This window comes from Saccharopolyspora erythraea NRRL 2338 (genome assembly GCF_000062885.1).
Lineage (GTDB): Bacteria > Actinomycetota > Actinomycetes > Mycobacteriales > Pseudonocardiaceae > Saccharopolyspora_D > Saccharopolyspora_D erythraea.
Genome location: NC_009142.1, coordinates 651,409 through 674,281, shown reverse-complemented (window position 1 = coordinate 674,281; position 22,873 = coordinate 651,409). Strand labels below are relative to the sequence as shown.

The window sequence follows — 22,873 nt, the reverse complement described above, 5'->3', positions numbered from 1 at the left end:
GGCCCGCCCTCGCCACCGGCACCGCCACGCGAGGTGAGTCCGAAAACGGGCGCTCAGAGCTGGCTGTACCGGTAGGCGTGCCGGTTCAGGTGCATCACCATGCACGAGAGCTGCGCCCCGCTCCTGCGGTACTCGCTCAGGTTGATCAGCGCGATCTCGAACCCCAGCCGGGTTGCGACGTCCTCCAGCTCGCGGTTCTTCGCGAGCTCCCGCCAGTACTCCTCGCTGCCCGCCGCGAGCTCGTGGATGTGCGAGGCGTTGAGGATCAGGTTGTCGAGCCGGAGGGATCCGCACAGCCCTGCTCCGGCACCCGCCACCGAGACGTCGACCACCTCGGTGTGCTTCTCCAGCAGGCGCAGCTCGTCCTGATCCAGCACGCCGGTGCAGACCAGCGTCTGCTCGCGAGTGATCGGGAAGAGCGCGCGGTCCAGTCGGCGCAGGAGCGGACCGTGCTGCGCCACCGGCACCACGGTCATGTCGAGGGTGCGCTCCATCCACTCGTAGCTCTCGCGCTGCGAACAGGACCCGTACCCGCCGACGTAGACGTTGCCGTGGAGGTGCTTGAGCGCGGCCTCGCCCTCGAACGCTCTCTCGGGAACCACCACGCGATATCCCATGGACTCGAAGAAGCTCGCCGCCACCGCCCTCGCACCCGCACGAGGCCGGCCGGAGTTGGCGAGGACCACGGTGTCGCGTTCGGGAAGGTGCTCCAGCACGATGCCGAGGTTCGCGGTGAAAACCAGGTCCCGAAGACCGTCCGCCCGCGGCGTGGGCAGCAGGTAGACCAGGCTCTCGGCGGCCAGGAACCGGTACAGCGACAGGAACTGCGCCATCGCCCGCCGCGAGTCGGGGCGGCGGCGCCCGTCGTCGGTGTCGCCGTAAACCTCGGCGGAGAAGGAGAAGGGCGCGTTCAGCAGGAACGCGGGTCCTTCGAACTCCGACGGGTTGCGCGGGGACTGCACTTCGCTCGTGGTCGTCACCGCTGCTCCTCTCCGGGCCGTCTCCGGTCGATGCGCACGAGCGCGTCGACTCCTGCCTCGACGTGCTGACCCGGCAGGCAGAGCGGGACGAGGTCGTGCTCGCCGGACAGCGGGATGACCAGATCGACCTGCGAGCCGAACCGGATCTGCGAGAACCGCGTGCCCTGCAGCACCGCTCGCTGCTGGCCGAGCACGAACGGCGTGATGCGGTTGACGTCGTAGTCGGCGATTTGCAGGACGTAATACGACAGGTGCAGCGCTCCGACGTCGATGCGGTTCACCACGCGCTGGTTGTGCCGCAGGTACTCCGAACCGCCGACCGGGATCCGCAGTTCCTCGAGCAGTTCGTGCTCCACGTCGAGCATCGGACGGTTGAAGGTGTCGATGGGGGCCAGCTCGCGGTAGGACAGGCGACCGGAGTAGGGCACCCGGTTGACGTGCACGTCGTAGAACGACATGAAGATGCCGATCACCAGGCTGCGCTCGGCGTAGGAGTCGTCGCGCAGGGCCTCGCGGACCGTGTGGGGGCTGCCCTTGATGTCGACGACCGGCTCGTCCGGGTCGAGGAAATCCTGGTAGAGGATCACCCCGTCGGCAGGTGAGAGGAACACGTCCGGGTCGGCGTGGACCGGGCGCAGCGGGTCGCGGAAGAAGTGCTGCTCCGACAACCACCTGACCGGCTCGTCGCGGAACGGTTTGACGTCCTCTTCGATCCAGCGGCGCAGCGACTTCACCATGTCGGTCGTCCGATCGGTTCGGCACGGCGATGGCCAGCCGGTTGGTTGGGACGCCTGGCGAGGACGACGGTGCTGTTGTTGCTCCCGAATCCGAAGCTGGTCACGGCCGCGGTGGCCGGTTCGTCCACCGGGATGCGGCCGGGCGCGAGCCGCAGCCGCTTGGTGGGTTCGGGGTCGGCCAGCCCTGCGGTGGGTGGCGTCTCGCCGGTGCGCAACGCCTTGACGGCCGCGACGACGGCAGGCAGGCACGAGACGTGCAGCAGATGGCCGATCGCGCCCTTGTGGGAGCTGACCGGCAGGTCGTCGTGGCCGAGCGCGGCGGCGACGGCTTCGAGCGCGGCCAGCTCGGCCTGGTCGCCCTGCGGCGTCCCGGTCGCGTGCGCGTGCACGTGGTCGAGCCGGTCCACCCGCGCGTCGGCGAGGGCCTCGCGAACGCACTCCTCGATCAGGCCGGCGTCCGAGGCCGCCGACTTGCCCGCACCGACCCGCCGGCAGGCTCCGGCGACCAGCACGTCCGTCGCGGCTCCCCGCGCGGCCGCGCGGCTCGCGTCCTCGAGCACGACGGCTCCGCCGCCCTCGCCGATGCTGATGCCCGACCGCGCGCGGTCGAACGGACGCGCGGCCGACCGGCTGATCGCGCGGACCGCCTGCAGGCTGGCGTACTCGTAGCGGTTGAGCGCGGAGCCGCCCGCGACGACGGCGGTTCCGGTCAGTCCCGCCCGGATGGCGTCCCGGGCGAAGCCGATGCCGAAGGCGGCCGACGCGCACGCGTGCGTCAGGTACGTCGTGCGCGCCGCGCGCGGCTGCACCGGACCCACGAACTCGTGCCAGTCCGGGTCGTCGCCCGGCTCCCAAGGGGCCTGGCCGACCAGCACCAGCAGCGCGTCGTCGGGCAGCCCCGACGAACCCGCCGACTCCAGCGCCTCCGACAACGCGGCGGCGAGGTACGCCCGCTTGCGCGGCACGCCGACGACCGCGTCCGGTGGTACTTCGCCGACCGGTTCGCCGTGCTCGGACGGCAGGTCGAAGCGTGCGGGCGCCGCGAGCGCGCAGCGGCCGGTGCGCAGGGCTTCCCAGAACACGCCCGCGCCCGGGCCGAACGGCGTGACCAGGCCGAGCCCGGTGATCACCACGTCCGTCATCCCCGACCACCCGCCGATCCGGCGGCGGCCAGGAGTGCGCCGGGTGGCGCCTGCGGGATGTCGAGCACCGAGTCCGCACCGGTCAGCACCACAGCGGTGACCGTGCAGCCCGGGTCGTCGAGGGCGTCGGTGTCCAGCGGCGCCACTTCGCACAGCACCACGGGACCGGTCGCGGCGAAAGCACGGCCCGTTTCCAGGAACTCCGCCGCGTCCGAACCCGCCAGCAGGTAGCAGGGACCGCGCCAGCCGCTGGCGATGGCGAACTTCCTGAGCAGCTCCGAGGTTTCCAGGCCCGTCGAGTCCGACGGGCGCAACCGCCGCGCGGGGTCGGCGCAGCGGCGGGCGAAGCGCCGGGCCGCCCACCGGCTGTAGGCGTCGGCCAGCACGAGCACCGGAACGGACGTGCCGGCCTCGTCCGGCAGCGTGGCGATCGCGGCCCCCAACGTCGCGGTGACCGCCGCCGCGGTCGACTCGCAGCCGCCGACCACACGCGCGTCCGCGCTTCGCACCGGTGCGGTCGTGCCGACCACGACCGCGTCAGATCTCGTTGGCATGGCTGGGGAAATCTCCGTCGAGTCCGGTGATGCCGGGCGGGGTGTCGGTGAGCTGGACGTCGATGTGGACGATCGCCGGCCCGCCGCCTTGCTCGCAGGTGGCCAGCGCGTCCCGCAGCGCGTCTTCGAGCTGGGACTTCTGCCTGACGACCGCGCCTTCCGGCTGCTCCTCCTCGTCGGCGGCGAACGGGTGCAGCCGGTGGTCCAGGCCCCGGCTGGTGACCTGCGCGTGGAGCCAGCCGTAACCGCCGTTGCGCAGCACGACGTAGACCACGCCGACGCCCTCGCGGCGCAGGGCGGGCAGCTCGGAGCGGACGGTGGCGAACGCGCCGTCGCCGACGAAGGCGATGACCGGGCGGTCCGGCGCGGCGAGCCTGGCGCCCGCGGAGGCGGCAGCGCCGAAGCCGAGCGTGGTCTGCTCCGAGGGGACCAGGCTTCCGCCGCGCGTGCGGCACACGTGGTACGGGTAGAAGTACGACCACATGTCCTGCAGTCCGTTCTCCTGCACCAGGATCCGCGACGGCGGCGCCACCGCGTCGATCGCCGCGAGCACCTCGGCCACGTGCAGGCCGTCGTCAGCCGCCATCCGCGCCAGCCGGTCCTCGGTGTGCGCCCACACGTCGGCGCGGCAGCGCGCGATCGCCGCCAGCCACGACTCGTCCGGGGGCTTCGATGCCAGCGCACGGGTCCACGCGCCCAGCACGTCGGCACCGTCGCCCACCACGCGGAGGCCGCCGTACTCGGTCGACAGACCGCCCGCGTCGCAATTCACCTGCACGACAGGGGTTTCGGCGCCGATGGCCCCGTCCCAGCCGTAGGTGGCGGTCTCCTCCAGCGCGGTGCCCACCGCGACCACCAGGTCCGTGGTGCGCCACAGCTCGGCGGCGGCCTCCGGGCAGTAGAGCCCGGACAGCCCGCAGAACAGCGGGTGCTCCTCCGACGCGGTGCCGCGGCCCGACGCGGTGCTGAACACGGCCGCACCGGCGGTGTCGGCGAAGGACTCCACGGCCCCGTCCCCGTTGCGGTGCCGCATTCCCCCGCCCACCAGCAGGACCGGACGCCGGCTCGCCTCCAGCGCGGCGACGGCCGGCCCGGTGCCGGGCACCGCGGTCGCGCCGACCAGGGCAGGCGGCGTCCACTCCCGGAACCGGTTGACCGGCACGTGCGCCAGGTGGTCCGGGATCTCCAGGTACACCGGGCCCGCGGCACCCGCCCCGGCGAGCAGGAACGCCTTCTCCACCGCGGGCACGACCCGGTCGGGGTGGTCGATCCGGTGCGCCCACTTCACGACCGGCGTCACCAGCGGGACCTGGTCGAGCTCCTGGAACGCGCCGCTGCCCCGGCGGTCGGTGCCCGTGCCTCCGGCCAGCACCACCACCGGCGCGCCGGCGCTGCGCGCCTCGAGCAGCCCGCCGACCGCGTTCGCCACCGCCGGGCCCTTGCCCACCACGCACACTCCGGGCCGCCCGGACTGGATCGCGTAACCGGCTGCCATGCACACCGCGTTGCGCTGGTCCCGGCACAGCACCATCCGCATGCCTGCCTTCTCCAGCGCGCAAAGCGCTTCGAGGTCGTCGCCGGGCAGTCCGAACAGGACGGAGACGCCGGCTTCGCGCAGGTGGTCCACGACGGCGTGCCAGGCGTTGGGGAAGCTTTCCACGGTCACCGGCCACCGATCACGTCGGAGGCCGCGGACAGGTGGTCGGCGACGGCCTTGGAGACCAGCAGCGGTTCGGCGACCCGCCTGCCGCGGTGGGCCGCGTAGTTCGCCACGATCCCGTGCCCGCCGAACGGGCGGTTGCCGTTCTCGGCGTCGAGGATGCTGCGGTTGTGGCAGACCTGGTGGCGCCTGGCCAGCAGCTCCACCGTCTCCGGGTCGTCGCCGTAGACCATCGCCGCCATCGCCCGGTCGGTGACGAACGGCGTGCGCAGCACCGCCCGCAGCTGCTCGCGGTCGTGGTGCACGACGACGTTGAAGATCGGCGAGAACAGCTCCTCGACCACCAGATCGTCGCTGGACGAACGCACCAGCACGGTCGGGTGCAGATGCCGGTCGCGCAGGTCGACCCGGCCGCCGAACACGATCCGCTCGTGGTTGCGCCGCAGGTACTCGGTGGCCTTCTGCAGCGCGCTGTCGTAGAACAGCGGCCCGTAGTCGGCGTCGGCGTCGCGGTAGTCGCCGTAGCGCAGCTCGCCCAGCCGCTTCACCAGCAGCTCGACGAAGCGGTCCGCCTCCGCCGCGTCGACCAGGAACACGTCCGGCCCGAAGCAGTCCTGCCCGGAGTTGAGCATCCGGATGCGGACCGCGTCGGCCACCGCGAGGTCGAGGTCGGCGCCGGACGCGACGACGAACGGGTTGACGCCCTGGCCGAAGAACAGCATGAGCTGTTCGGGGCGCAGGCGGGACCGGATCTGCTCGGCGTTGTCGTAGGCGCCGGTGAACACCACGACGTCGGCCTCCGACACCGGCTCGTCGACGAAGCGCCGCTGGCTCACCTGGTGCGGGTGGACCGGCAGGCCGTGCACCGGGGCGAGCAGCTCGTGCAGCCGCCGCGCGGGGGCCCCGACCTGCGCGGAGGCCCGGAAGGCGATCCGCTCCGCGTAGAGCGCGGGCACCAGCAGGTAGAGCACGTAGGAGTAGCAGAGCACGTTGGACGGCATGAAGACCGCGAGCCGGGACAGCCGCCGCGGGCCGTGGCGCTCGACCTCGGCGCGGGCACCGGCCAGCGTGGCCAGCGAGCTGGCGAGCTCGCTCTCGGCGGTCTTGAGCGGGGAGATCTCGGTGAGGACGTCGAGCACCGCGCCGCGCTCGTTCCGCAGGAAGTCCTCCACCGCCCGCAGCGCGTCCAGGCGCTCGGCGAACGGGATGCGAGCGTTGCGCGGGGTGGGGCCGCGACGGGTCTGGGCGGGGACCGCCGGGCTGGAGGCCCCGCCGGACGCGGTGCCGCGCAGGAGCCGGTCGAGCTGTCCGGTGTCGGGCTTCCCATTGCTGTTCAACGGCATTTCCTCCACGACGACAACGCGGTTGGGATGCTCGTAGGAAGGCAGCACGTCCTGGATCCGCCTGCGCCAGTACCCGCCGGCGCGCAGGCGCGGGTCGGCGACGACGAAAACGAGCTGGCACCCGGTTCGCTCGTCCTCGGTGGCCAGCACGTGGACCGGCGCCCCGCACGCGGCGGCCTTGTGCGCGAGAACATCCGGGTAGAGCGTGTGCCCCATCCGGTGCACCGCGCCGCGACGGCCGAGCACGAAGACGTGGCCGTCCTCGTCGACGAACCCGACGTCCCCGGTCCGGTGCGGCCCGGGCGGGAGCGGGCGGACGCCGCCGTCGGGTTCGAGGTACCCGCTGGTCAGGTCCGGCGATTGCACGGCGATCTCGCCGAGCCGCCCGGGCGCCGCCACGGCGCCCCCGGTGTCGAGCACCAGGACCTCGACCGCGTCGAGCGGGTGCCCGCACCCGGTCTCGTCGCCGGGCGCGGCCAGGGCGATGTTGCCGGTCTCGGTGCTGCCGTAGCCGTCCAGCAGCGGCCGTCCGGTCGCGGCGCGGAAGCGGTCGGCCAGCGCGGGGCTGAGCGGAGAACCGCCGACGCACCACATCCGCACGGTGCGCAGCGCGCTCAGCAGCCCCGGGCGACCGGCGCCGAGGTTGAGCACGCTGTGGTAGGTCATCGGCGTCGCGTCGAGCACCGTGGCCCCCCAGCGGCCGCCCAGCTCCAGCGCGTGGTCGAGCCGCCGGTAGGGCGCCACCAGCAGGGAGCACCGGACCTGCCACCACAGCAGCACCATCGACAGCCCGTACTGGTGGGAGAACGGCAGCAACGGCATCAGCACGTCGTCGGGGCGGTAGCCCATCCGCCGCCGCGACCGCTCGACGTTGTCCAGGAAGGACTTCCCGGAGCGGACGACGCCCTTGGCCGGACCGCGGGTGCCCGAGGACCACGTGATGAGTCCGTCCGGGAGGCAGTACCAGTCCCGCAGCGACAGCTCCGCGGTACCCGCGTCCGGCCGGTCCTCGACGAGCTCGGTGATCTCCAGCCGCCGCCCGGCGGAGGTCGCGACACCGGCGTCGGCGACGGTCCAGCGCACCTGGGCCACGTCCGCGGCACGGCGCGCCTCCTGCGGCGTCTGCCGGTGGTCGGTCAGCACGATCGAGGCCCCGAGCCGCATCAGCGCCAGCAGGACGAGCACGTACTCCGCCGAGTTGTCGCCGCAGAGCAGGACGCGGTCGGCCGTCCGGACCCCGCGCTCGCGCAGCCCCTCGGCGATTCCGCATGCGGCGCGCTCCAACTCGGCCCAGGGGCGGACCGAGTTCGCCGCCAGCAGCCCGCCGGTCACCGGGGCTCCAGCAGCGGCTCACTCGTCACCCGGGCGGCCCTGCCGGGCAGTTCGCCGAGCGACTTCCGCGCCGCGCTGTGGTCCGGGCACCACACGCGCAACTCGCCGGCGGTTCCCGCCACCGCACGGCGCTGCGCGGCCTGGGCGCGCCCCCAGCCGAGCAGCACGGTTCCCAGGCCGCGGCCCCGGTGCTCACCGTGCACGCATCGCTGGACCTCGTACCACCTGCCGTCGCGCCCCGACCGCAGAAGCGAGTAGCCCACGAGCGCCTCGCCGCGGAAGACGCCGAAGCCGTCGCTCGTCAGGTCGGTCTCGCCGAGGGCTTCGGCGAAATCGGCCGCCGTGCTCTCCAGGGTCGGCCGGTCCCGCACGGCCACGCCCCGGATCATCGACTCCCCGCGCCCCGCGTCGCCGGCTCGCGGCGATCGCCACGTGTAGTCCTCAGGCACCGGGCTCACCCCGCCCGTCCTCCCCGGACGCGGTCAGCTGCTCCGCCAGCTCCGGGGAACCGGCCGACGGCGACGCGATCAGCTGCCGGTAGTGCGGGTCCGACAGCAGGTCGTCGTGCGTACCGCGGGCGTGGACCGAGCCGTGGCGGAGCATGATGACCTGGTCGGCCTGGTAGGCCATCGGCATCCGGTGCGTGACCGCGATGACGACGCGGTCGCGGAAGTCGCGCGTGAGCGACCGCACGAGGTTCTGCTCGTTGAGCGGGTCGAGCTGCGAGGTCGCCTCGTCCAGCAGCAGGACCTCGCTGTCGCGGGCCAGCGCCCGCGCCACGGCCAGCCGCTGGCGCTGGCCGCCGGAGATCTGCACGCCGCGCTCGCCGACCTCGGTGTCCAGTCCGAGCGGCAGTCCCTCGATCCACGTCCGGAGGCCGACCGACTCCAGGATGCGCCGCAACCGCTCCTCGTCGACGTCGTCCACGCCGTAGGTGGCGGCCTCCCCGATGGTCGCGCCGAGCAGCGGGGCTTCCTGCTGCACGTAGGCGACGCGGCCGCGCAGCTCCGCCAGCGGGAGGTCGCGGACGTCGGCTCCGTCGAGCAGGACCGCGCCCCGCTCGGGTTCCACGAACCGCTCCGCCAGGCTGAGCAGCGTGGTCTTCCCCGCGCCGGACGACCCGACCAGGACCGTCAGCCCCGGCACCGCCTCGATGGACACGTCGCGCAGCACCGGCTGGTCGCCGTAGCCGAACCACACCTGGTCGAACCGCACCGACCGCCGCGACGCCGGGGGCTTGGAGCCGTTGGACACCGCCGGGACCTCGGTCCTGGCCGGGGCGGCCGCGGTGTCGGTCTCCTGCGGCGCGTCGAGGAGCTCGGTGATGCGCCGCAGGGCGGCCAGGCCCTCGGAGAGCTTGCCCGCCGAGTTCGTCAGCGCCTCCACCGGTTCCTGGATGTAGACGACGTAGAGCAGGATCGCCACCAGGTCGCCGACGCCGACGCTGCCGGTGCTCACCCGCACCACGCCGACCGCGAGCGTCACCAGGAAGGTGAAGTCGACGGCGGCGTAGGCCACCGTGTCGGCCAGCGCCCCCGTCCGGACGGCCTTCACGCTCGCCCGGTAGGCCGAGTCGGCGTTGCGGTCGAAGGACTCGGCCTCCCGCCGCTCGCTGCGCGACGCCTTGACCGTGCGGAACGCCAGCAGCACCCGCTGCACCACGCCGGTCAGCCCGGCCACGTGCTCCTGGGCGGTTTCGGTGTCGACGACAACCCGCCGGAACACCCCGGCCTCGGCCAGCCCGGCGACCGAGAGCAGGACGATCACCACCAGCGCGAGGAACACGTCGATGGTCAGCATCAGCACGATGCCCGCCACCACGGTGAGCGGCACGACGACCAGGTCCACCAGCGCCTTGACCGTCGTCTGCTGGATCAGGGTGCTGTCGGCGCCGACGCGCGAGACCAGGTCGGCGGTTGACCGGGACTCGACGTAGGACACGGGTGCGCCGACGATCCGTCCGGCCATCGCCTTGCGCAGCCCCAGCACGAAGCGCTCGCTCAGCTTGCCGCGCTGGTAGAAGCCCGCGTAGTTCAGGCAGAGGCCGATGATGGCGACCGCACCCAGCACCGCGATCGGCCACATCAGGTCGGCGCGCGCCGCGACGCCGTCCACGACGGCGCGTGCGGCCAGCGGCTGGATCAGCGCCGCGGCGCGGGTGCCGAGCTCGAGGAGGAGGACCACGGTCAGCGCGCCCCGGAAGGGCGCGAGCCTGCTGATGAGGGTCCTGAGGGACGACGTCGGTCGCGACGCCGCGTCCGGCTCCATTTGTTCTCCTGTGATCGGATGCGCGGAAAGCGATCGGGGTTCGACCGGGAGGTGCCTGCCGTGCCGAACGCGTGCCCAGGCTCCGGCGGATCGCCGGACGCGTTGCTGTGACGGCACCACCTTCCGGATGAGTCGGAGGGTTCGGGGAGCGCGCGGGAGGCTCACGAGCATGCGAACCCGCACTGCCATTGCCGAAATTACGGCAGTCGCGGGGCCCGCGCACTTCCCATTACTCAATCCGGTGATCCGTCCGCGAGTCCGCACCCGATTCACTTCCGGCCTTTTCCAGAAGGGCAATTCGCAATCGAAACGACCCCTCCCGGAAGCCGTGTGCGCTGGTCACCCGCTTGGACTAGCGCGGATTTCGGCGTGGCATCGGCCGATGAGTAGAGCCGCGATCACTCGAACGCCATTCGTCATCGCGGTGCGCGGCACCATTCGGCGAGGGGCGCGTCATTCGCTCCGGACGTTCCGTCGAGTGCCGGGCGGAAATGCCGAGGTGGCGACGGAAGGCGCACCCGAATCGACCTTTCGGCAATAGCGCGAACACTCCAGGGGGCGTTCGACGCGTCCCCCGACCGAGCATTCACGCATTTCCGGTGAACGCGTCACGGTGAATTTCCGACCCGCGTTCCGCCCTCCGTGGGGTGAACGCGGTTGCCCACACCGGAAAACGTGCCCGGCGCGAGAGGGAACCGGGCTGCCCTGGCGGTCAGACCTTGATGCCGAGCCAGGCCGTGAAGTGCGCGATGCTGTCGGACTTGCGGCGCTCGGCGAGGGCGATCAGCCGCGCCGTCTCGTGGACCTGCGGGTGGTAGCGCGTCTGCTGCGGCGCGATGGACCGGGCCTTGTTCAACGCCCGGAGCGCCTTGCCGTGCTCGCCCGAGAGCACCCAGGCGCGAGCGACGTCCTGCCAGTGGTGTCCCGCCCGCGTGGGCGCCACGTCGGCGGGGATGTCCAGCGCCGATCCGTCGCGCGCCGCCCGCCACGGGTCGCCGACCTCCAGCGAGACCGCGGTGTCGTGGATCTCCACGTTGCCGGGCCCGAAGCTGGTGTCGTAGGCGCTGGACTGGCGCCCGATCCGCGCGCCGTACCGGCGGGCGTGCGCGATGTGCTCCCGGGCCCGCGTCTCGTCGTGCTTGCGGGCGCAGATGATCGCGCCGCGAAGGTGCGCCGATCCGCGCAACGCCAGGACGCCCTCGCTCTCCTCCTCGCGCTCCAGCAGCGCGAGCGAGCGCTCGACCAGCCGCTCGCCGACGTCGTAGGACGCGTGCGACATCAGCAGCAGCGCCCGCTGCTGGGTGGCGTGGGCGAGCAGGTGCGGTCCGCCGGAGCGCTCGGCGGCCAGCTCCATCCGGTCCAGCGCCTGGGTCGCCAGCGCCAGCCAGCCGAACCGGTACAGCATCTGCGCCGTGTTGGCATAACCCTGCGCCAGCAACCGGTACGCGCGTTCGCGGTCCTCCTCGGCGGACGCTTCTCGCACCGCGCCGTAGATCTGGCGCAGCAGCACGTGCATCGTCTCGATCGCCTGCCGGGCGCGGTCGGTGTGGCGCATCTGCCGGATCCGCCGCATCTCGGCGTCGAGCTCGTCGAGCGGAGCCGGGACCAGCGGCTCGACGTAGCAGCCCTCGGCGAACAGGGTCCGGAGCTCGAACAGCCCGTCCACTCCCCCGTCGTCGCCGAGCAGCTCGCGGTAGGGCTGCCCGTACAGCTCCTCGGCCTCGATGCCCAGCGCGCGGGCCGCCGCCGCGACGAACGCGGGCGACGCGGGCTCCCTGCCCTGCTCCACCGCCCGCACCATGCTCACGCTGTACGCGGCACGGGTGGCGAGGGCGTGCTGGCTGAGTCCCGCGACCTTGCGGGCCATCGCCAATCGCTCACCGATGGTCAGCCCGGAACCGGTGGACGGCATGCTGGCCTCCTACGCGAAGGTCGACGAGGGCACTCGACAGGCTACGTGCATACCGCGCCCCGCGACACGATCCGTGACTTCCCAGACGAGGACTGTCACTTCGCTGTCACTCCATGTGATGGCGCACTTCTAGATTCGTAGTTGTACCAGCACAGCCTGTAACAGAAGAGGGGATGTGATTGGCCATGTGCCGGTGCCTGGGGAACGGACCACTCGCGGAGGCGCCGTCCGGAGCAGTCCGCCGGCCCGCATGCGACCGGCGGCGGCAGGTGGCCTCATGATCTTCGGTCCGACGCACACCACGTCCGACGGAATAGTGCACATCAGGCGGGAGAACGAGGACCAGACGGTGTGCGGGGTCCCGATAGCCGAACCGTCCTGCCGCCACCGGCGCAGCGGCTGCGACAAATGCGTCCGGCTGGACGCCTCCGCCTCCGTCTCGAGCAGGTGAGACCGCGGCGGCGCCCGCGGAAGGGCGCGCACCCCGGGCGCGGGGTGCGCGCCGGCGATCGTTCGAGCCCGCCGCAACCGGCGCCGGCGCAGCGCCATCCGAAACAGGCGCCGACGCAGCGCCGTCCGCCGACGACCAGCGCACCAACGCCGTCCGCCGACGACCAGCGCAACAGCGCCCGTCGGCCGAGGTGACTAGCGCAGCAGCGTCGTCGCTTCCGGGTCGGCGAGCAGCGCCCCGAGGGCGAACCGCTCGCCCCAGCTCCCCGCCGCCCACGCCAGGGCACGGCCGAGACCGTCCGGTGTGCGCTCGGCGTGCACGGTGCCCCCGGTGTCCACCCACCAGTGCACCCGGTGGCCGGTGGTCGCGGCCTGGACGACCAGCGTGTCGTGCAGCGTGACCTCGCCGGTCGGCACCGCGATGCCCAGCAGCTCGCACGACGTGGCGACGCGCGCGACGTCGCCCCACCGCTGGGCGCGCCCCGGCCCCTGGACCTGCATGGCGTTCTCCTCCGACGCCAGCGGCAGGTCGAACAGCTCCGCCAGCGCCTCTGCGTCGAACTGGTCCGGGCTGCCGCCGGAGACCAGCAGCGGCGCGTCGAGCACGCCCAGCATCCACGGCTCGTCGAGCACCGCCGCGCGCTCCGCGCTGACCACGGCGCCGGACAGCGACCGCACCGAGTGCGGCGGCTCGATCTCCGAGGCGTCGATGACCCCGCACGCGACCGCGTCGGCCAGCGCCCGGTGCGCGCGAAGCGCGGTACCCGCCCGCAACGCGCGGTCCACGTCGCCGAGGCGCTCGATCAGGTCCGCGGCGTCGGCCGCGTCGTCGACGCGCATCGCGTCGCGGACGCCGGCCAGGCGGAGCTGCTCGGTGTCCAGGCCGACGTCGGGAACCGGGTCGTAGAGACCGGCGATCTCCTCGGCTGCGGGCAGCCGCCAGTGGCGCGGCGGAAGCCCGGCCAGCGACGCGTGGCGGGCGATCCACCAGGCCGGGTAGCCGGCGGGGTCGCGCAGCGCGCGCAGGGTGTCGGGGTCCTCGGCCAGCAGCCGGAGCGCGGCGGGCCAGGCGTCCTCGGCGACCAGGTCGAGGTCCCGGATGCCGACGAAGCGGTCGGGCGGCCACTGGTCGTGCTGCTCGGCCTCGTTGTCGAGCCACCACCGCTCGGCGTCGGCGAAACCGGTGTCGGGCTCGGCAGGCTCCTCCTCGACGTGCACGACGAACGAGTCGATGACGCCGATGGAGCGCAGCAGACCGGCGGGCCAGCGGGCGGCGAACTCGGCGTCCACGACCCCGAGCGGGGCGTCCGGGGCCAGCACCTCGCGCAGGGCGGCCTCGGGCAGCAGCAGTTCGTCGGCGCGGCGGAAGCCGCCCTCGGAGTCGGGCAGCGCCAGCGCGCCGAGCCAGTCGCGGGGGCGGGACCGCTCGACCAGGCCGAGCACGGCGTCGGCCAGCGCCCTGGCGTCGACGCTGGTGTGGGCGTCGGTGACGCTGCCGCGCACCGCTTCGGCCAGCGACGGCGAGTCGAGCAGCTCGTCCGGGCCTGCCGGGCGCGCGCCCAGCTCCTCCAGCATCGGGTGCGCCGCCTCGGGGTGCACGATGCGCAGCCCCGATATGTCCAGTGTGGACAGCACGCCCGCCGGGTCGGCGTCGGAGCCGAGCAGCACGTCGCGCACGCCGGTGACGGTGCGGCCGTCGGCCAGCGGGACCGGCAGCGCGGCGAACTCCTCGCGCGCCTGGCTGTCCGCGCTCGCGATCGGCCGCAGCGCCTCGTACAGGCGGTTCCACCACGGAGCCGGGCGTTCCAGGCCGGTGACGGCCTGCACGATCTCGGCCGGGCCGAGCCGCCGGACCTCCAGCGCGCTCAGCGCCGCGCGGTGCCGCAGCTCGGCCATCTCGGCGGTCAGCAGCCCCGGCACGGCGTCGCGCAGCAGCTCGGCCAGTTCCGGCAGCGCCTGGTCCAGCACCCGCGCCTCCAGCGGCGCGACCAGCCCGCCGCCGGCGCGCGGCAGCCACTCGGCGACCCGCAGCCGGTCGGTCACCGCCTGCCGCAGCTTGTCGTCCACATCGGACATCGGGAAGCCCGGCAGCGGCACCAGCGCGGGCCGGTGCTCGGGGGCGATCCGGGCGACCAGCTCCGGGTAGCACTCGGCGGCGCGGACCAGCACCTGGTCGGTGGCAGGCGATGCCGCCGCGCGGCGCCGGTCGGCCTCCATCGGCACGCTCGCGAGCAGCCGCGCGGGCAGCGACAGCCGCTCGTCGGTCGGGGTCGGGGCGTGCAGCACGTCTCGCTCCAGCGGCGCCGGCACGCCGTCGGCGTCGAGCGGAGCGGCCCAGCAGACCCACCACCCGGTGTCCCGCCTGGCCTCCACCCCGAGCCCGGCCAGCGCGGCCTCACCGACCTGCCCGGCGCCGCGTTGGACCTGCCAGCGCTCGGCGCCCCGCGGGCCGTGCACGACGACGCGGTCCCGGCCCTCGTCGGTGCGGTACCAGGTCTGCTCGCCGATGTGGATCTCGGTGAGCGCGGGCAACGCGAGCAGCAGGCCGGAAGCCTGCTCGGCGAAGGACTCCAGCAACGCGTCCGCGTCGACACCCGAGCGCAGCGGCAGCCTGACCTCGGTCGCGAAACCCTCCGGCGGCACGTCTTCCAGCGGCCACACCAGCCGCAGGACCGGCACCTCGCCGGCGCGGGCGGCCAGCTCCTCGGCCGGGCCGGGCAGCCGCTCCGCCTCCTGCCTGGTGCGTTCCGCCGAGAACGTCACCGAACCGGACGACGACACCACGCGCGGTTCCTCCGAAACGGCGAGCACCGCGGCGAAACCCACGCCGTAGCGGCCGACCGTCGAACCCTCGCGCTTCGCCGACGCGCGCAGCGAAGCCAGGCCCGCCACGCCCTCGGCCGTCAGCGGCTCACCGGTGTTGGCCACGCGCAGCTCGCCGTCGGCCAGCCGCACGCGCAGCACGCCCTTGGACCCGGCCGCGTCGGCGGCGTTCTGGGCCAGCTCGACCAGCAGCCGGTCGCGGTAGCCGCCCAGCCGCAGGTCCTCCTCGGCGTTGGCGTCCTCGCGGAAGCGCGTGGGCGACGACCGCCACGACTGGAGCACCGCCTGCCGCAGCTCGGCAGTGCCGAAGACGTCGGTCCCGTTCACCCTCGCGGCTCGAAGTCCAGGGTGGCGTCGTCGTAGACGACCTCGGCCACCGGCACCGTCGAGGACGTGTCGACCTCGGCCTCCGAGTGCGCGCCGCAGCCGAACTCGGCGTGCACGACGCGGCCGTCGGCAGGGGCGATCTCGTTGGCGCACACCCCGAAGGCCGCGCCCATCGAACCCGCGAGCTGCATGAAGAACCCGCAGGTCCCGCACGCGCCGGGGGCCAGCCTGGCGATCTCGGAGTGCGGGCCGAACTCGCCGCCGTGCCAGCGCTCGGCGGCCTCCAGCCGGCCCTCCCGGCTCAGCACCCGCTCGCGGCCCAGCCCGACCTCCCTGGCCAGGGACTCCACCGCGGGATCGTCGTTTGCGAGATAGGCCGGTGCCAGCCGGTGGTCGTCGGGGCCGCTGGGCAGCAGGTCGCCCGCGCCCAGGTCGCCCGGCCGGACGCGCTGGGCCCACGGCACCCACTCCGGCGCGGTCAGCGCGCTCGGACCGGGCAGCAGCACGACCTCGCTGACGGTGACCGGCTCGCCCGGCACCGCCGCGACCGTCACCGCCCAGCGCCAGCCCACGTAGCCGGGGTAGTTCGACTCGAAGTAGTGGGTGAGCGCGTGTTCGCCCTCGGGCTCGAAACCGACGTGCTCGCCGACCGGGTCGCCGCCCTCGGCGTCCACCGTCAGCACCGGCGAGCCGATCGGGTCGTCACCCGGCGCGGCCTCGTCCTCCGCCGCCTCGCGGGCGATGCCGACGGCCTCGACGAGCACCGGATCCGGGCGCGCGGGCACGCCGGCGGGCTCGACAGGTTCGTCGAACGACGCGCCTGGGCTGGTCATCGGAGCAGGCAAAGGCGTCACGTGCTCGATTGTGCCGTACGGCATCCGCGACGCCTGCGCCCGTGTCAGGCTTTCGGGGTGCGCTTGTTCAACACGGGACGTGTGCTGGCCGGCGGGATGCTCGTCTGCTGCCTGGGGCTGCTGGCGTGCGCGCCGCCAGAACCAGCGGAGCGCGACGGCGAGCAGCACCGCGAGCAGTCCGATGAGGGCGTTGGGCACGCGGGAAGCCTGCCACACCTTCGTGTCGAGGTGATCAACGTGCTCCCGCACGACCGCTCCTCATTCACCCAGGGCTTGGAACTGGCCGACGGCACCCTCTACGAAGGCACCGGAACCTACGGCGGCTCCCGGATGCGGGCCACCGACCCGGCCACCGGAGCCGTGCACCGCGAGGACCGGCTGCCACCGGAGCTCTTCGGCGAGGGCATCACCGTCGAGGGTGACCGTATATGGCAGTTGACGTGGCAGGAAGGGGTCGCGATCGAGCGCGACCGGGCGAGCCTGCGCGAGCTGCGCCGAGTGGGCTACACCGGCGAGGGCTGGGGGCTGTGCCACGACGGCGCCCGGCTGGTCATGAGCGACGGCAGCTCCCGGCTGACCTTCCGCGACCCCGCCACCTTCGCCCCGACCGGCGAGGTGACCGTCCGGGCCGGTGGCGAGGAGGTCGGCGACCTCAACGAGCTGGAGTGCGCGGGCGGCCACGTCTGGGCCAACGTCTGGCACACCGACCAGATCCTGCGCATCGACCCGGCGACCGGGCAGGCCACCGCGGTCGTGGACGCGTCGGGCCTGCTGAGCCCGCAGGAGCGCGCGGGCGCCGACGTCCTCAACGGCATCGCGGCGGTGCCCGGTACCGACGAGTTCCTGATCACCGGCAAGTACTGGCCGCACCTCTACCGCGTCCGCTTCGCCCCCGCGTGAGCGGGCGGGACGGACGCTGGGACGTGGTGGAAACGCGGCCACCCGGCGTGTCGGGGCCTCGGCGTGTCGGTCGACGTCGGATACCGGTCCCGGGTGGGGCAGGATGGCGGTATGGGCGGACGGCGTGATCAGCGGCCGCGCGGCCGTGCGGGCTGGGGCGCCGGCCAGCGCGGCAAGCGGGGCGACTACGACGGGCTGAGTGCGCGTGAGCGCGATGAGGTCTCCGACTTCTCCGCGCGCTACGCGCGCGCACGCGCGGAGGAACCGCCCGACGGGCGCACTCGCGAACCCGACCTGGGCGAGCCCATTCGCGAAAGCGACTCCCGCGGCAAGTGCGAAAACGACTCGCGCGGGAAGTCCACCCGCGGAGACGACCGGCGCGGCAAGTGGACCCGCGAAAGCGACTCGCGCGGCAAGCCCACCCGCGAAGGCGGTCAGCGCCGCAAGTGGACCCGCCGGCGCGAACAGCACGCCGAGGCCGACCAGGCGCAGCGCAGCGAGCACCGCTTCGAGGCGCCGCAGCGCCGCTACCCGTGGGACGACGACGAGCACCGCCCCCGGTACCGCACCTCCCGGCTTCCCCCGCTGCCCCGCGACCACCACTCGTACCGCGACGAGCCCGACGAGCGCGCGGACCCCGACGACTTCGACGGGCCGGAGCGACCGCGCGGGACCGCGCCGCCGCGCAAGCTGACCGTCACGCGCGTCGCAGCCTGGCGCAGCCGCGACCTCACCCAGCGCGCGATGCGCCTGTTCTTCTCCGCCGCGCACGCCGACGGCGCCGACCGGTCGGGCCTGGCGCGCTTCACCTACGCCGTCATGGGCAACTACGCCGTCGACGCGGCGATGGCCGTCGCCCTGGCCAACACCCTGTTCTTCTCCGCCGCGACCGGCGAGAGCAAGGACAAGGTCGCCCTGTACCTGCTGATCACTGTCGCGCCGTTCGCGGTGATCGCGCCGGTCATCGGCCCCGCGCTCGACAGGTTGCAGCGGGGCAGGCGGCTGGCGCTCGCGGCGTCGTTCGGCATCCGGGTGCTGCTGGCGGCCGTCATGGCGCTGAACTTCAACAGCTGGCTGCTCTACCCGGCGGCGCTGGGCTGCATGGTGCTGTCGAAGTCCTTCGGCGTGCTCAAGGCTGCGATGACGCCCCGGGTGCTGCCGCGGGCGATCACGCTGACCACCGCGAACTCCAGGCTCACCACGTTCGGCATGGCAGCGGGCGGCGTGTTCGGCGCGGTGGCGTCGGGCTTCGCGTGGCTTCTGGGGTCGGAGGGCGCGCTGTGGTTCATGGCCGCGATGGCGGCCTGCGGGGTGTGGCTCTGCCTGCGCATCCCCTCCTGGGTGGAGAGCACCGAGGGCGAGGTGCCCGCCTCGATCAGCTCGCACCCGCGCCGCGCGGAACGCACCCCGCTGACCGGTCACGTCGTCGTCGCGCTGTGGGGCAACGGCGGCATCCGGCTGCTCACCGGGTTCCTGACGCTGTTCGCCGCGTTCGTGATCAAGCAGGGCACCCAGACCGATCCGTTCATGCAGCTGTTGCTGCTGGGCATGGTCGGCGGCGCGGCGGGGCTGGGCAGCTTCCTCGGCAACGGTGCCGGCGCCCGGATGTCGTTCGGCAAGCCCGACCGGCTGATCGTGGCCTGCCTCGGCAGCGCGCTGGCCGTCACGGTGTGCGCGGCGCTGCTGGCCGGGCTGCCGATGGCGGTGGTCGTCGGCCTGGTCGGCGCGACCTGCAGCGCGCTGGCGAAGGTCTGCCTGGACGCGGTGATCCAGCGGGACATGCCCGAGGCGTCGCGCGCCTCGGCCTTCGGCCGCTCGGAGACGGTGTTGCAGCTGAGCTGGGTCTTCGGCGGAGCGCTCGGGGTGCTGCTGCCCCCGGTGTACTGGATCGGCTTCACGGTCGTCGCGGTGCTGCTCGCGCTCGCGCTGGCCCAGACCGTGGTCGCCGGGCGCGGCGGCTCGCTGCCGGCGAGGACGTTCTGGCGGCGGGGCTCTCCGGAGGCCGCCCGCACCGCGACCTGATCGCGGTGACGTCTGCCGACGGGATCCGGGGCCGCGGTGTGACGCAGGTCGCCCGTCGTGATCCGCGACGACCGCTCGCGAAGACGCGTCGTAGGCTCGGCTCGTGTTCCGAGGACTGAAACCGCTACTGCTGGCAGGCACCGCCGTGGCGCTCGCGGGCTGCTCCGCGCCCAGCGACCCGCAGGTCACCTTCTACTCGCACGGGCAGGCGGTGGAGGTCGCACCCGCGCAGTACTGCGACGCGCTGGGCGAGAAGTGCACGCCCCCGCCCGCCGACCCGATCGGCGAGCTGCGGGTCCCCGGGCGCGCGCCGCTGCAGATCTCGGTGCCCAGCGACGTGGCCGAGGCCCCGTGGCAGATCGCCTTCATCTACCGGACGACCTCCGGCGAGGAGGTCGGCGGCAAGACCGAGGTGTTCACCGGCGGCGACCGCCACGCCTACACGCTCCAGCTCCCCGGCGACGGCGTGCAGTTCGAGCACGTCGAGGTCCAGCGGTTCTCCGCGCTGCTCAGCCCGGGCACCGAGGGCGGCGTGGACTTCGTCATCGGCGGTAGCTGGATCATCGACGTCAACCCGTGATCCCGGCGGCTGCCGCCGAAGGGCGCAACGACCGCGGCGGGCGACGACGCGAGTCGGCCGGTAAGGCGAAAGCCACGGTGGACGGCGGGAACCGGGTCGGCATCGGAAAGCCGCACCCCGAGACCGCGGAAACCGGGTCGGCGCTGGAAAGCCGCAGCCCGCGGCGACGGCCACCGGAACGGCATCGAAAGCCGCAGCCCGCGGCGACGGCCACCGGAACGGCATGGGGAACGCTTCGGCGCGGGGCCGCGCCGAAGCGCGGCCCTCGGGCTCAGGCGCCCGGATCGAGCTCCCTGGCGACGGCGCGCACGACCTCGCCGATGCGCTTGGAGACCTTGCGGTCGGGGTAGCGCCCGCGGCGCAGGTCGGGCAGCACCTTCAGCTCCAGCAGCTTGATCATGTCGTCGACCATGCCGTGCAGCTCGTCGGCCGGCCTGCGGCGCGCTTCCACCACCGACGGCGGCGGGTCGAGCAGCTGCACCTTGAGTGCCTGCGGACCGCGGCGGCCCTGGGCCATGTCGAAGTCGACCCGCTGTCCGGTCTTGAGCGACTCGACACCGGACGGCAGCGCGGAGGCCCGCACGTACACGTCCTCCCCACCGTCCTGGGTCACGAAGCCGAAGCCCTTCTCCGCGTCGAACCACTTGACCCTGCCGGTCGGCACTGTCCTCACCGTTCCCTGTCGTTTGCGATCATGTCGGCCCCTCCGGACCGAACCACCGGCGGCCCCGGCCGCCGGCGCTGGTGTTTCGCCGATGCTCGTCTTCGCCGGCAAGGGACCTGGGCCCAGCACGACGAAAGCGCCCCGCATACGCCACGCAGTCGAGCGTGCCCGGGGCGCGTCACTCTAGGGTACCCGTAACCTCACCGTCATCGTCCAGCCTTCGCGACGCCGCCTTCCGGGTGGGAGCGGGCGCCGGAATACGCTGGCGGACATGGCCAGTTCGAGTTCCAGGTCCGCCGTGCTGCCCGTGTCGATGGGCATGTTCGGGCTCGGCCTGATCGCCGTCGTCGCCGTGTTCGCCCTCTACGCGACCGGCAGCACCGACCTGCCGCTGTGGCTGAACCTGGCGACGCTGCTCGCACCGGCCGGGCTGGTCATCGGCGTTGTCGCGATCGTCGTTCGTAGCCGGCGAGCCACTCGGGGAACTCGGTGAGGTCGCCCAGCACGACGTCGGCGCCCGCCGCCGCGAGCGCGTCGGCGTCGTAGGGCCCGGTGGCCACCGCGACCGCGACCGCCCCGGCGGTCCGCGCGCCCGCGATGTCGGCCATGTGGTCGCCGACGTAGACCTGCGCGCCCTGCGCCAGCAGCACCTCGCCCTTGGCCTCGGCGAACACGTCGCCGCTGAGGTGGTCGACCTCCCACTCGAAGGCCGCGACGTGCAGGGCCGCGTTGGGTTCGAACTTGCCGGTGACGACCAGGCTGCGGCCACCGCCCGCGCGGGGCGCGGCCAGCGCGTCGGCCGCCCCCGGCATCGCCGCCGTCGCCGGGATGACGACGCTCGGGTACAGCTCCCGGAACCGGGCGACGAGGCTTTCGACCAGCGGCTCGTCGAAGCCGTAGCCGCGCAGGACCGACGGCAGCGGCGGCCCGAGGTTGGCCGCGAAGTGCTCGCCGTCGAGGTCGAGGCCGAACTCCGCCCCGAGCGCGGTGAACACCTCGACCATCCCGGCGCGGGGGTCGATGAGGGTCAGATCCAGGTCGAAGCCGACTGTGGTCACCCGCCAAGCCTAGGAAGCCGCTCACCCGTACCGGTGAACCCCCGACCCTTGACGCGGAACTATCGCGTATCGAAAATCATGCCGTAACCTTCCTCACACTCGGCGAGGTGGAGCCTGCCATGACGAGCACCGCGACCTTCCGCGAAGACTTCCACTCCCTGCGGGCGGGCGGGCTGAACTGGGACTCGCTCCCGCTCCGCCTGTTCGGCAAGGGCAACGCGAAGTTCTGGGACCCCGCCGACATCGACTTCACCCGGGACGCCGAGGACTGGCAGGGCCTCACCGAGGAGGAGCGGCGCAGCGTGGCGATGCTCTGCTCGCAGTTCATCGCCGGCGAGGAGGCCGTCACCCAGGACCTGCAGCCGTTCATGGCGGCGATGGCGGCCGAGGGCCGCTTCGGCGACGAGATGTACCTGACGCAGTTCTGCTTCGAGGAGGCCAAGCACACCCAGGTGTTCCGGCTGTGGATGGACGCCGTCGGGCTCACCGGGGACCTGCACTCCCACGTCGCCGAGAACCCCGGCTACCGCGCGATCTTCTACGAGGAGCTGCCGAGGTCGCTCAACGCGCTGCACGACGACCCGAGCCCGGCGAACCAGGTGCGCGCGTCGGTCACCTACAACCACGTCGTGGAGGGCACGCTCGCGCTGACCGGCTACTTCGCGTGGCAGAAGATCTGCCGCAGCCGGGGCATCCTGCCGGGCATGCAGGAGGTCGTGCGCCGCATCGGCGACGACGAGCGGCGCCACATGGCGTGGGGCACCTTCACCTGCCGGCGCCACGTCGCGGCCGACGAGTCCAACTGGGACGTCGTGCAGGAGCAGATGCAGCACCTGCTCCCGCTGGCGGTGACGCAGATCCAGTGGCGGCCGGAGGACGCGCCGGAGGAGACGCCGTTCCGGCTGGACATCGACGAGCTCGCCGCCTACGCCTCGGACCGGGCCGGACGCCGCCTCGGCGCGATCTCGGCCGCGCGCGGGGTGCCGGTGGAGCAGATCGACGTGGACGCCTCACCGGAACAGCTCGAGGACCAGTTCGGCGTCGAGGACGCCGCCGCGCTGGAAAAGGCCTAGCGACGACAGCGCACCCGGTCTCTCCGAAAAGGACCCGCGGCCCGCGATCCGCCCCACGGCGAATCGCGGGCCGCGTCATGTACCGGCTTTGCAGCGAGCCGCCCCGCGTTCGTCCCTGGGCACCTTCCCGACCCGGGGTGGTCCGCGTGCGCCGCTAATCAAAACCCACGTACGGCCTCCGCAGGTCCGTGATC

At 73.2% G+C, this 22,873-nt stretch carries 18 protein-coding genes; 5 read left to right on the top strand and 13 right to left on the bottom strand.

Going from position 1 to position 22,873, the window contains the following annotated elements; translation table 11 throughout:
- Nucleotides 1–53 precede the first annotated feature (53 nt).
- The 11 genes from SACE_RS02990 to SACE_RS35835 form a co-directional block, all read right to left on the bottom strand.
- Nucleotides 54–980 (bottom strand): dimethylarginine dimethylaminohydrolase family protein, encoded by a 927-nt coding sequence (locus SACE_RS02990; RefSeq protein ID WP_009945153.1) that lies wholly within the window; start codon nt 978–980, stop codon nt 54–56.
- Entirely contained in the window at nt 977–1,717 is a 741-nt protein-coding gene (locus SACE_RS02985) for a phosphatidylserine decarboxylase (RefSeq protein ID WP_009945154.1), read from the bottom strand. Before SACE_RS02985 ends, SACE_RS02990 begins: the two co-directional genes overlap by 4 nt.
- The gene (locus tag SACE_RS02980; protein ID WP_009945155.1) at nt 1,711–2,859 is read right to left on the bottom strand and encodes a beta-ketoacyl synthase N-terminal-like domain-containing protein; all 1,149 of its coding nucleotides are present in this window, start codon (nt 2,857–2,859) and stop codon (nt 1,711–1,713) included. The genes SACE_RS02985 and SACE_RS02980 overlap by 7 nt, the downstream gene beginning before the upstream one ends.
- The gene (locus SACE_RS02975; RefSeq protein ID WP_011873102.1) at nt 2,856–3,413 is read right to left on the bottom strand and encodes a hypothetical protein; all 558 of its coding nucleotides are present in this window, start codon (nt 3,411–3,413) and stop codon (nt 2,856–2,858) included. The genes SACE_RS02980 and SACE_RS02975 overlap by 4 nt, the downstream gene beginning before the upstream one ends.
- Entirely contained in the window at nt 3,397–5,079 is a 1,683-nt protein-coding gene (locus SACE_RS02970) for a thiamine pyrophosphate-binding protein (RefSeq protein ID WP_009945157.1), read from the bottom strand. The genes SACE_RS02975 and SACE_RS02970 overlap by 17 nt, the downstream gene beginning before the upstream one ends.
- Nucleotides 5,076–7,748: an aldehyde dehydrogenase family protein gene (locus SACE_RS02965; RefSeq protein ID WP_009945159.1), complete on the bottom strand. Its 2,673-nt coding sequence runs from the start codon at nt 7,746–7,748 to the stop codon at nt 5,076–5,078. The genes SACE_RS02970 and SACE_RS02965 overlap by 4 nt, the downstream gene beginning before the upstream one ends.
- Nucleotides 7,745–8,197, bottom strand: a complete 453-nt coding sequence (locus SACE_RS02960) for a GNAT family N-acetyltransferase (RefSeq protein ID WP_231849913.1) — start codon at nt 8,195–8,197, stop codon at nt 7,745–7,747. The genes SACE_RS02965 and SACE_RS02960 overlap by 4 nt, the downstream gene beginning before the upstream one ends.
- Nucleotides 8,190–10,016, bottom strand: coding sequence for an ABC transporter ATP-binding protein (locus SACE_RS02955; RefSeq protein WP_009945162.1), 1,827 nt, complete (start codon nt 10,014–10,016; stop codon nt 8,190–8,192). Before SACE_RS02955 ends, SACE_RS02960 begins: the two co-directional genes overlap by 8 nt.
- 712 nt (nt 10,017–10,728) lie before the next feature.
- Nucleotides 10,729–11,928 carry a helix-turn-helix domain-containing protein gene (locus tag SACE_RS02950; protein WP_009945163.1) on the bottom strand — a complete coding sequence of 400 codons (1,200 nt, stop codon included), beginning with the start codon at nt 11,926–11,928 and terminating at the stop codon, nt 10,729–10,731.
- Between the two features lie 645 nt (nt 11,929–12,573).
- A complete protein-coding gene (locus SACE_RS02945) occupies nt 12,574–15,528 on the bottom strand; it encodes a sacsin N-terminal ATP-binding-like domain-containing protein (protein ID WP_009945165.1) in 2,955 nt (984 codons plus the stop codon).
- Nucleotides 15,525–16,361 (bottom strand): DUF3027 domain-containing protein, encoded by an 837-nt coding sequence (locus SACE_RS35835; RefSeq protein WP_037304115.1) that lies wholly within the window; start codon nt 16,359–16,361, stop codon nt 15,525–15,527. Before SACE_RS35835 ends, SACE_RS02945 begins: the two co-directional genes overlap by 4 nt.
- Before the next feature lie 117 nt (nt 16,362–16,478).
- Here SACE_RS35835 and SACE_RS02935 point away from each other — a divergent pair, with 117 nt between their 5' ends.
- From SACE_RS02935 to SACE_RS02925, 3 genes are all read left to right on the top strand, one after another.
- The gene (locus SACE_RS02935; protein ID WP_081468282.1) at nt 16,479–17,282 is read left to right on the top strand and encodes a glutaminyl-peptide cyclotransferase; all 804 of its coding nucleotides are present in this window, start codon (nt 16,479–16,481) and stop codon (nt 17,280–17,282) included.
- 111 nt (nt 17,283–17,393) lie between these two features.
- Nucleotides 17,394–19,304: an MFS transporter gene (locus SACE_RS02930; protein ID WP_009945168.1), complete on the top strand. Its 1,911-nt coding sequence runs from the start codon at nt 17,394–17,396 to the stop codon at nt 19,302–19,304.
- Between the two features lie 103 nt (nt 19,305–19,407).
- Nucleotides 19,408–19,884, top strand: coding sequence for a DUF2771 family protein (locus SACE_RS02925; RefSeq protein WP_009945170.1), 477 nt, complete (start codon nt 19,408–19,410; stop codon nt 19,882–19,884).
- A gap of 271 nt (nt 19,885–20,155) precedes the next feature.
- Here the strand turns inward: SACE_RS02925 and SACE_RS39660 are convergent, their stop codons facing one another.
- On the bottom strand, nt 20,156–20,548 hold the full coding sequence (locus tag SACE_RS39660; protein WP_009945171.1) for a cold-shock protein: 393 nt from the start codon (nt 20,546–20,548) through the stop codon (nt 20,156–20,158).
- 271 nt (nt 20,549–20,819) lie between these two features.
- Between SACE_RS39660 and SACE_RS02915 the strand changes: the two genes are divergently transcribed.
- Nucleotides 20,820–21,041: a hypothetical protein gene (locus tag SACE_RS02915; protein ID WP_011873099.1), complete on the top strand. Its 222-nt coding sequence runs from the start codon at nt 20,820–20,822 to the stop codon at nt 21,039–21,041.
- On the opposite strand, the gene SACE_RS02910 is transcribed toward SACE_RS02915, so the two are convergent.
- On the bottom strand, nt 20,983–21,606 hold the full coding sequence (locus SACE_RS02910; protein ID WP_009945173.1) for an HAD family hydrolase: 624 nt from the start codon (nt 21,604–21,606) through the stop codon (nt 20,983–20,985). The genes SACE_RS02915 and SACE_RS02910 overlap by 59 nt on opposite strands.
- A 119-nt stretch (nt 21,607–21,725) precedes the next feature.
- On the opposite strand from SACE_RS02910, the gene SACE_RS02905 reads away from it, so the two are divergent.
- The gene (locus SACE_RS02905) at nt 21,726–22,679 is read left to right on the top strand and encodes a R2-like ligand-binding oxidase (RefSeq protein WP_009945174.1); all 954 of its coding nucleotides are present in this window, start codon (nt 21,726–21,728) and stop codon (nt 22,677–22,679) included.
- Nucleotides 22,680–22,873: the final 194 nt, after the last annotated feature.

Excerpts from the sequence above, each read along its gene's own strand:
- SACE_RS02905 (WP_009945174.1), top strand. The coding sequence starts at position 21,726 with ATGACGAGCACCGCGACCTTCCGCGAAGACTTCCACTCCCTGCGGGCG.
- SACE_RS02985 (WP_009945154.1), bottom strand. The coding sequence starts at position 1,717 with ATGGTGAAGTCGCTGCGCCGCTGGATCGAAGAGGACGTCAAACCGTTC.
- SACE_RS02930 (WP_009945168.1), top strand. The coding sequence starts at position 17,394 with ATGGGCGGACGGCGTGATCAGCGGCCGCGCGGCCGTGCGGGCTGGGGC.
- SACE_RS02955 (WP_009945162.1), bottom strand. The coding sequence starts at position 10,016 with ATGGAGCCGGACGCGGCGTCGCGACCGACGTCGTCCCTCAGGACCCTC.
- SACE_RS02975 (WP_011873102.1), bottom strand. The coding sequence starts at position 3,413 with ATGCCAACGAGATCTGACGCGGTCGTGGTCGGCACGACCGCACCGGTG.
- SACE_RS02935 (WP_081468282.1), top strand. The coding sequence starts at position 16,479 with ATGCTCGTCTGCTGCCTGGGGCTGCTGGCGTGCGCGCCGCCAGAACCA.
- SACE_RS02950 (WP_009945163.1), bottom strand. The coding sequence starts at position 11,928 with ATGCCGTCCACCGGTTCCGGGCTGACCATCGGTGAGCGATTGGCGATG.
- SACE_RS02980 (WP_009945155.1), bottom strand. The coding sequence starts at position 2,859 with ATGACGGACGTGGTGATCACCGGGCTCGGCCTGGTCACGCCGTTCGGC.
- SACE_RS02915 (WP_011873099.1), top strand. The coding sequence starts at position 20,820 with ATGGCCAGTTCGAGTTCCAGGTCCGCCGTGCTGCCCGTGTCGATGGGC.
- SACE_RS35835 (WP_037304115.1), bottom strand. The coding sequence starts at position 16,361 with ATGACCAGCCCAGGCGCGTCGTTCGACGAACCTGTCGAGCCCGCCGGC.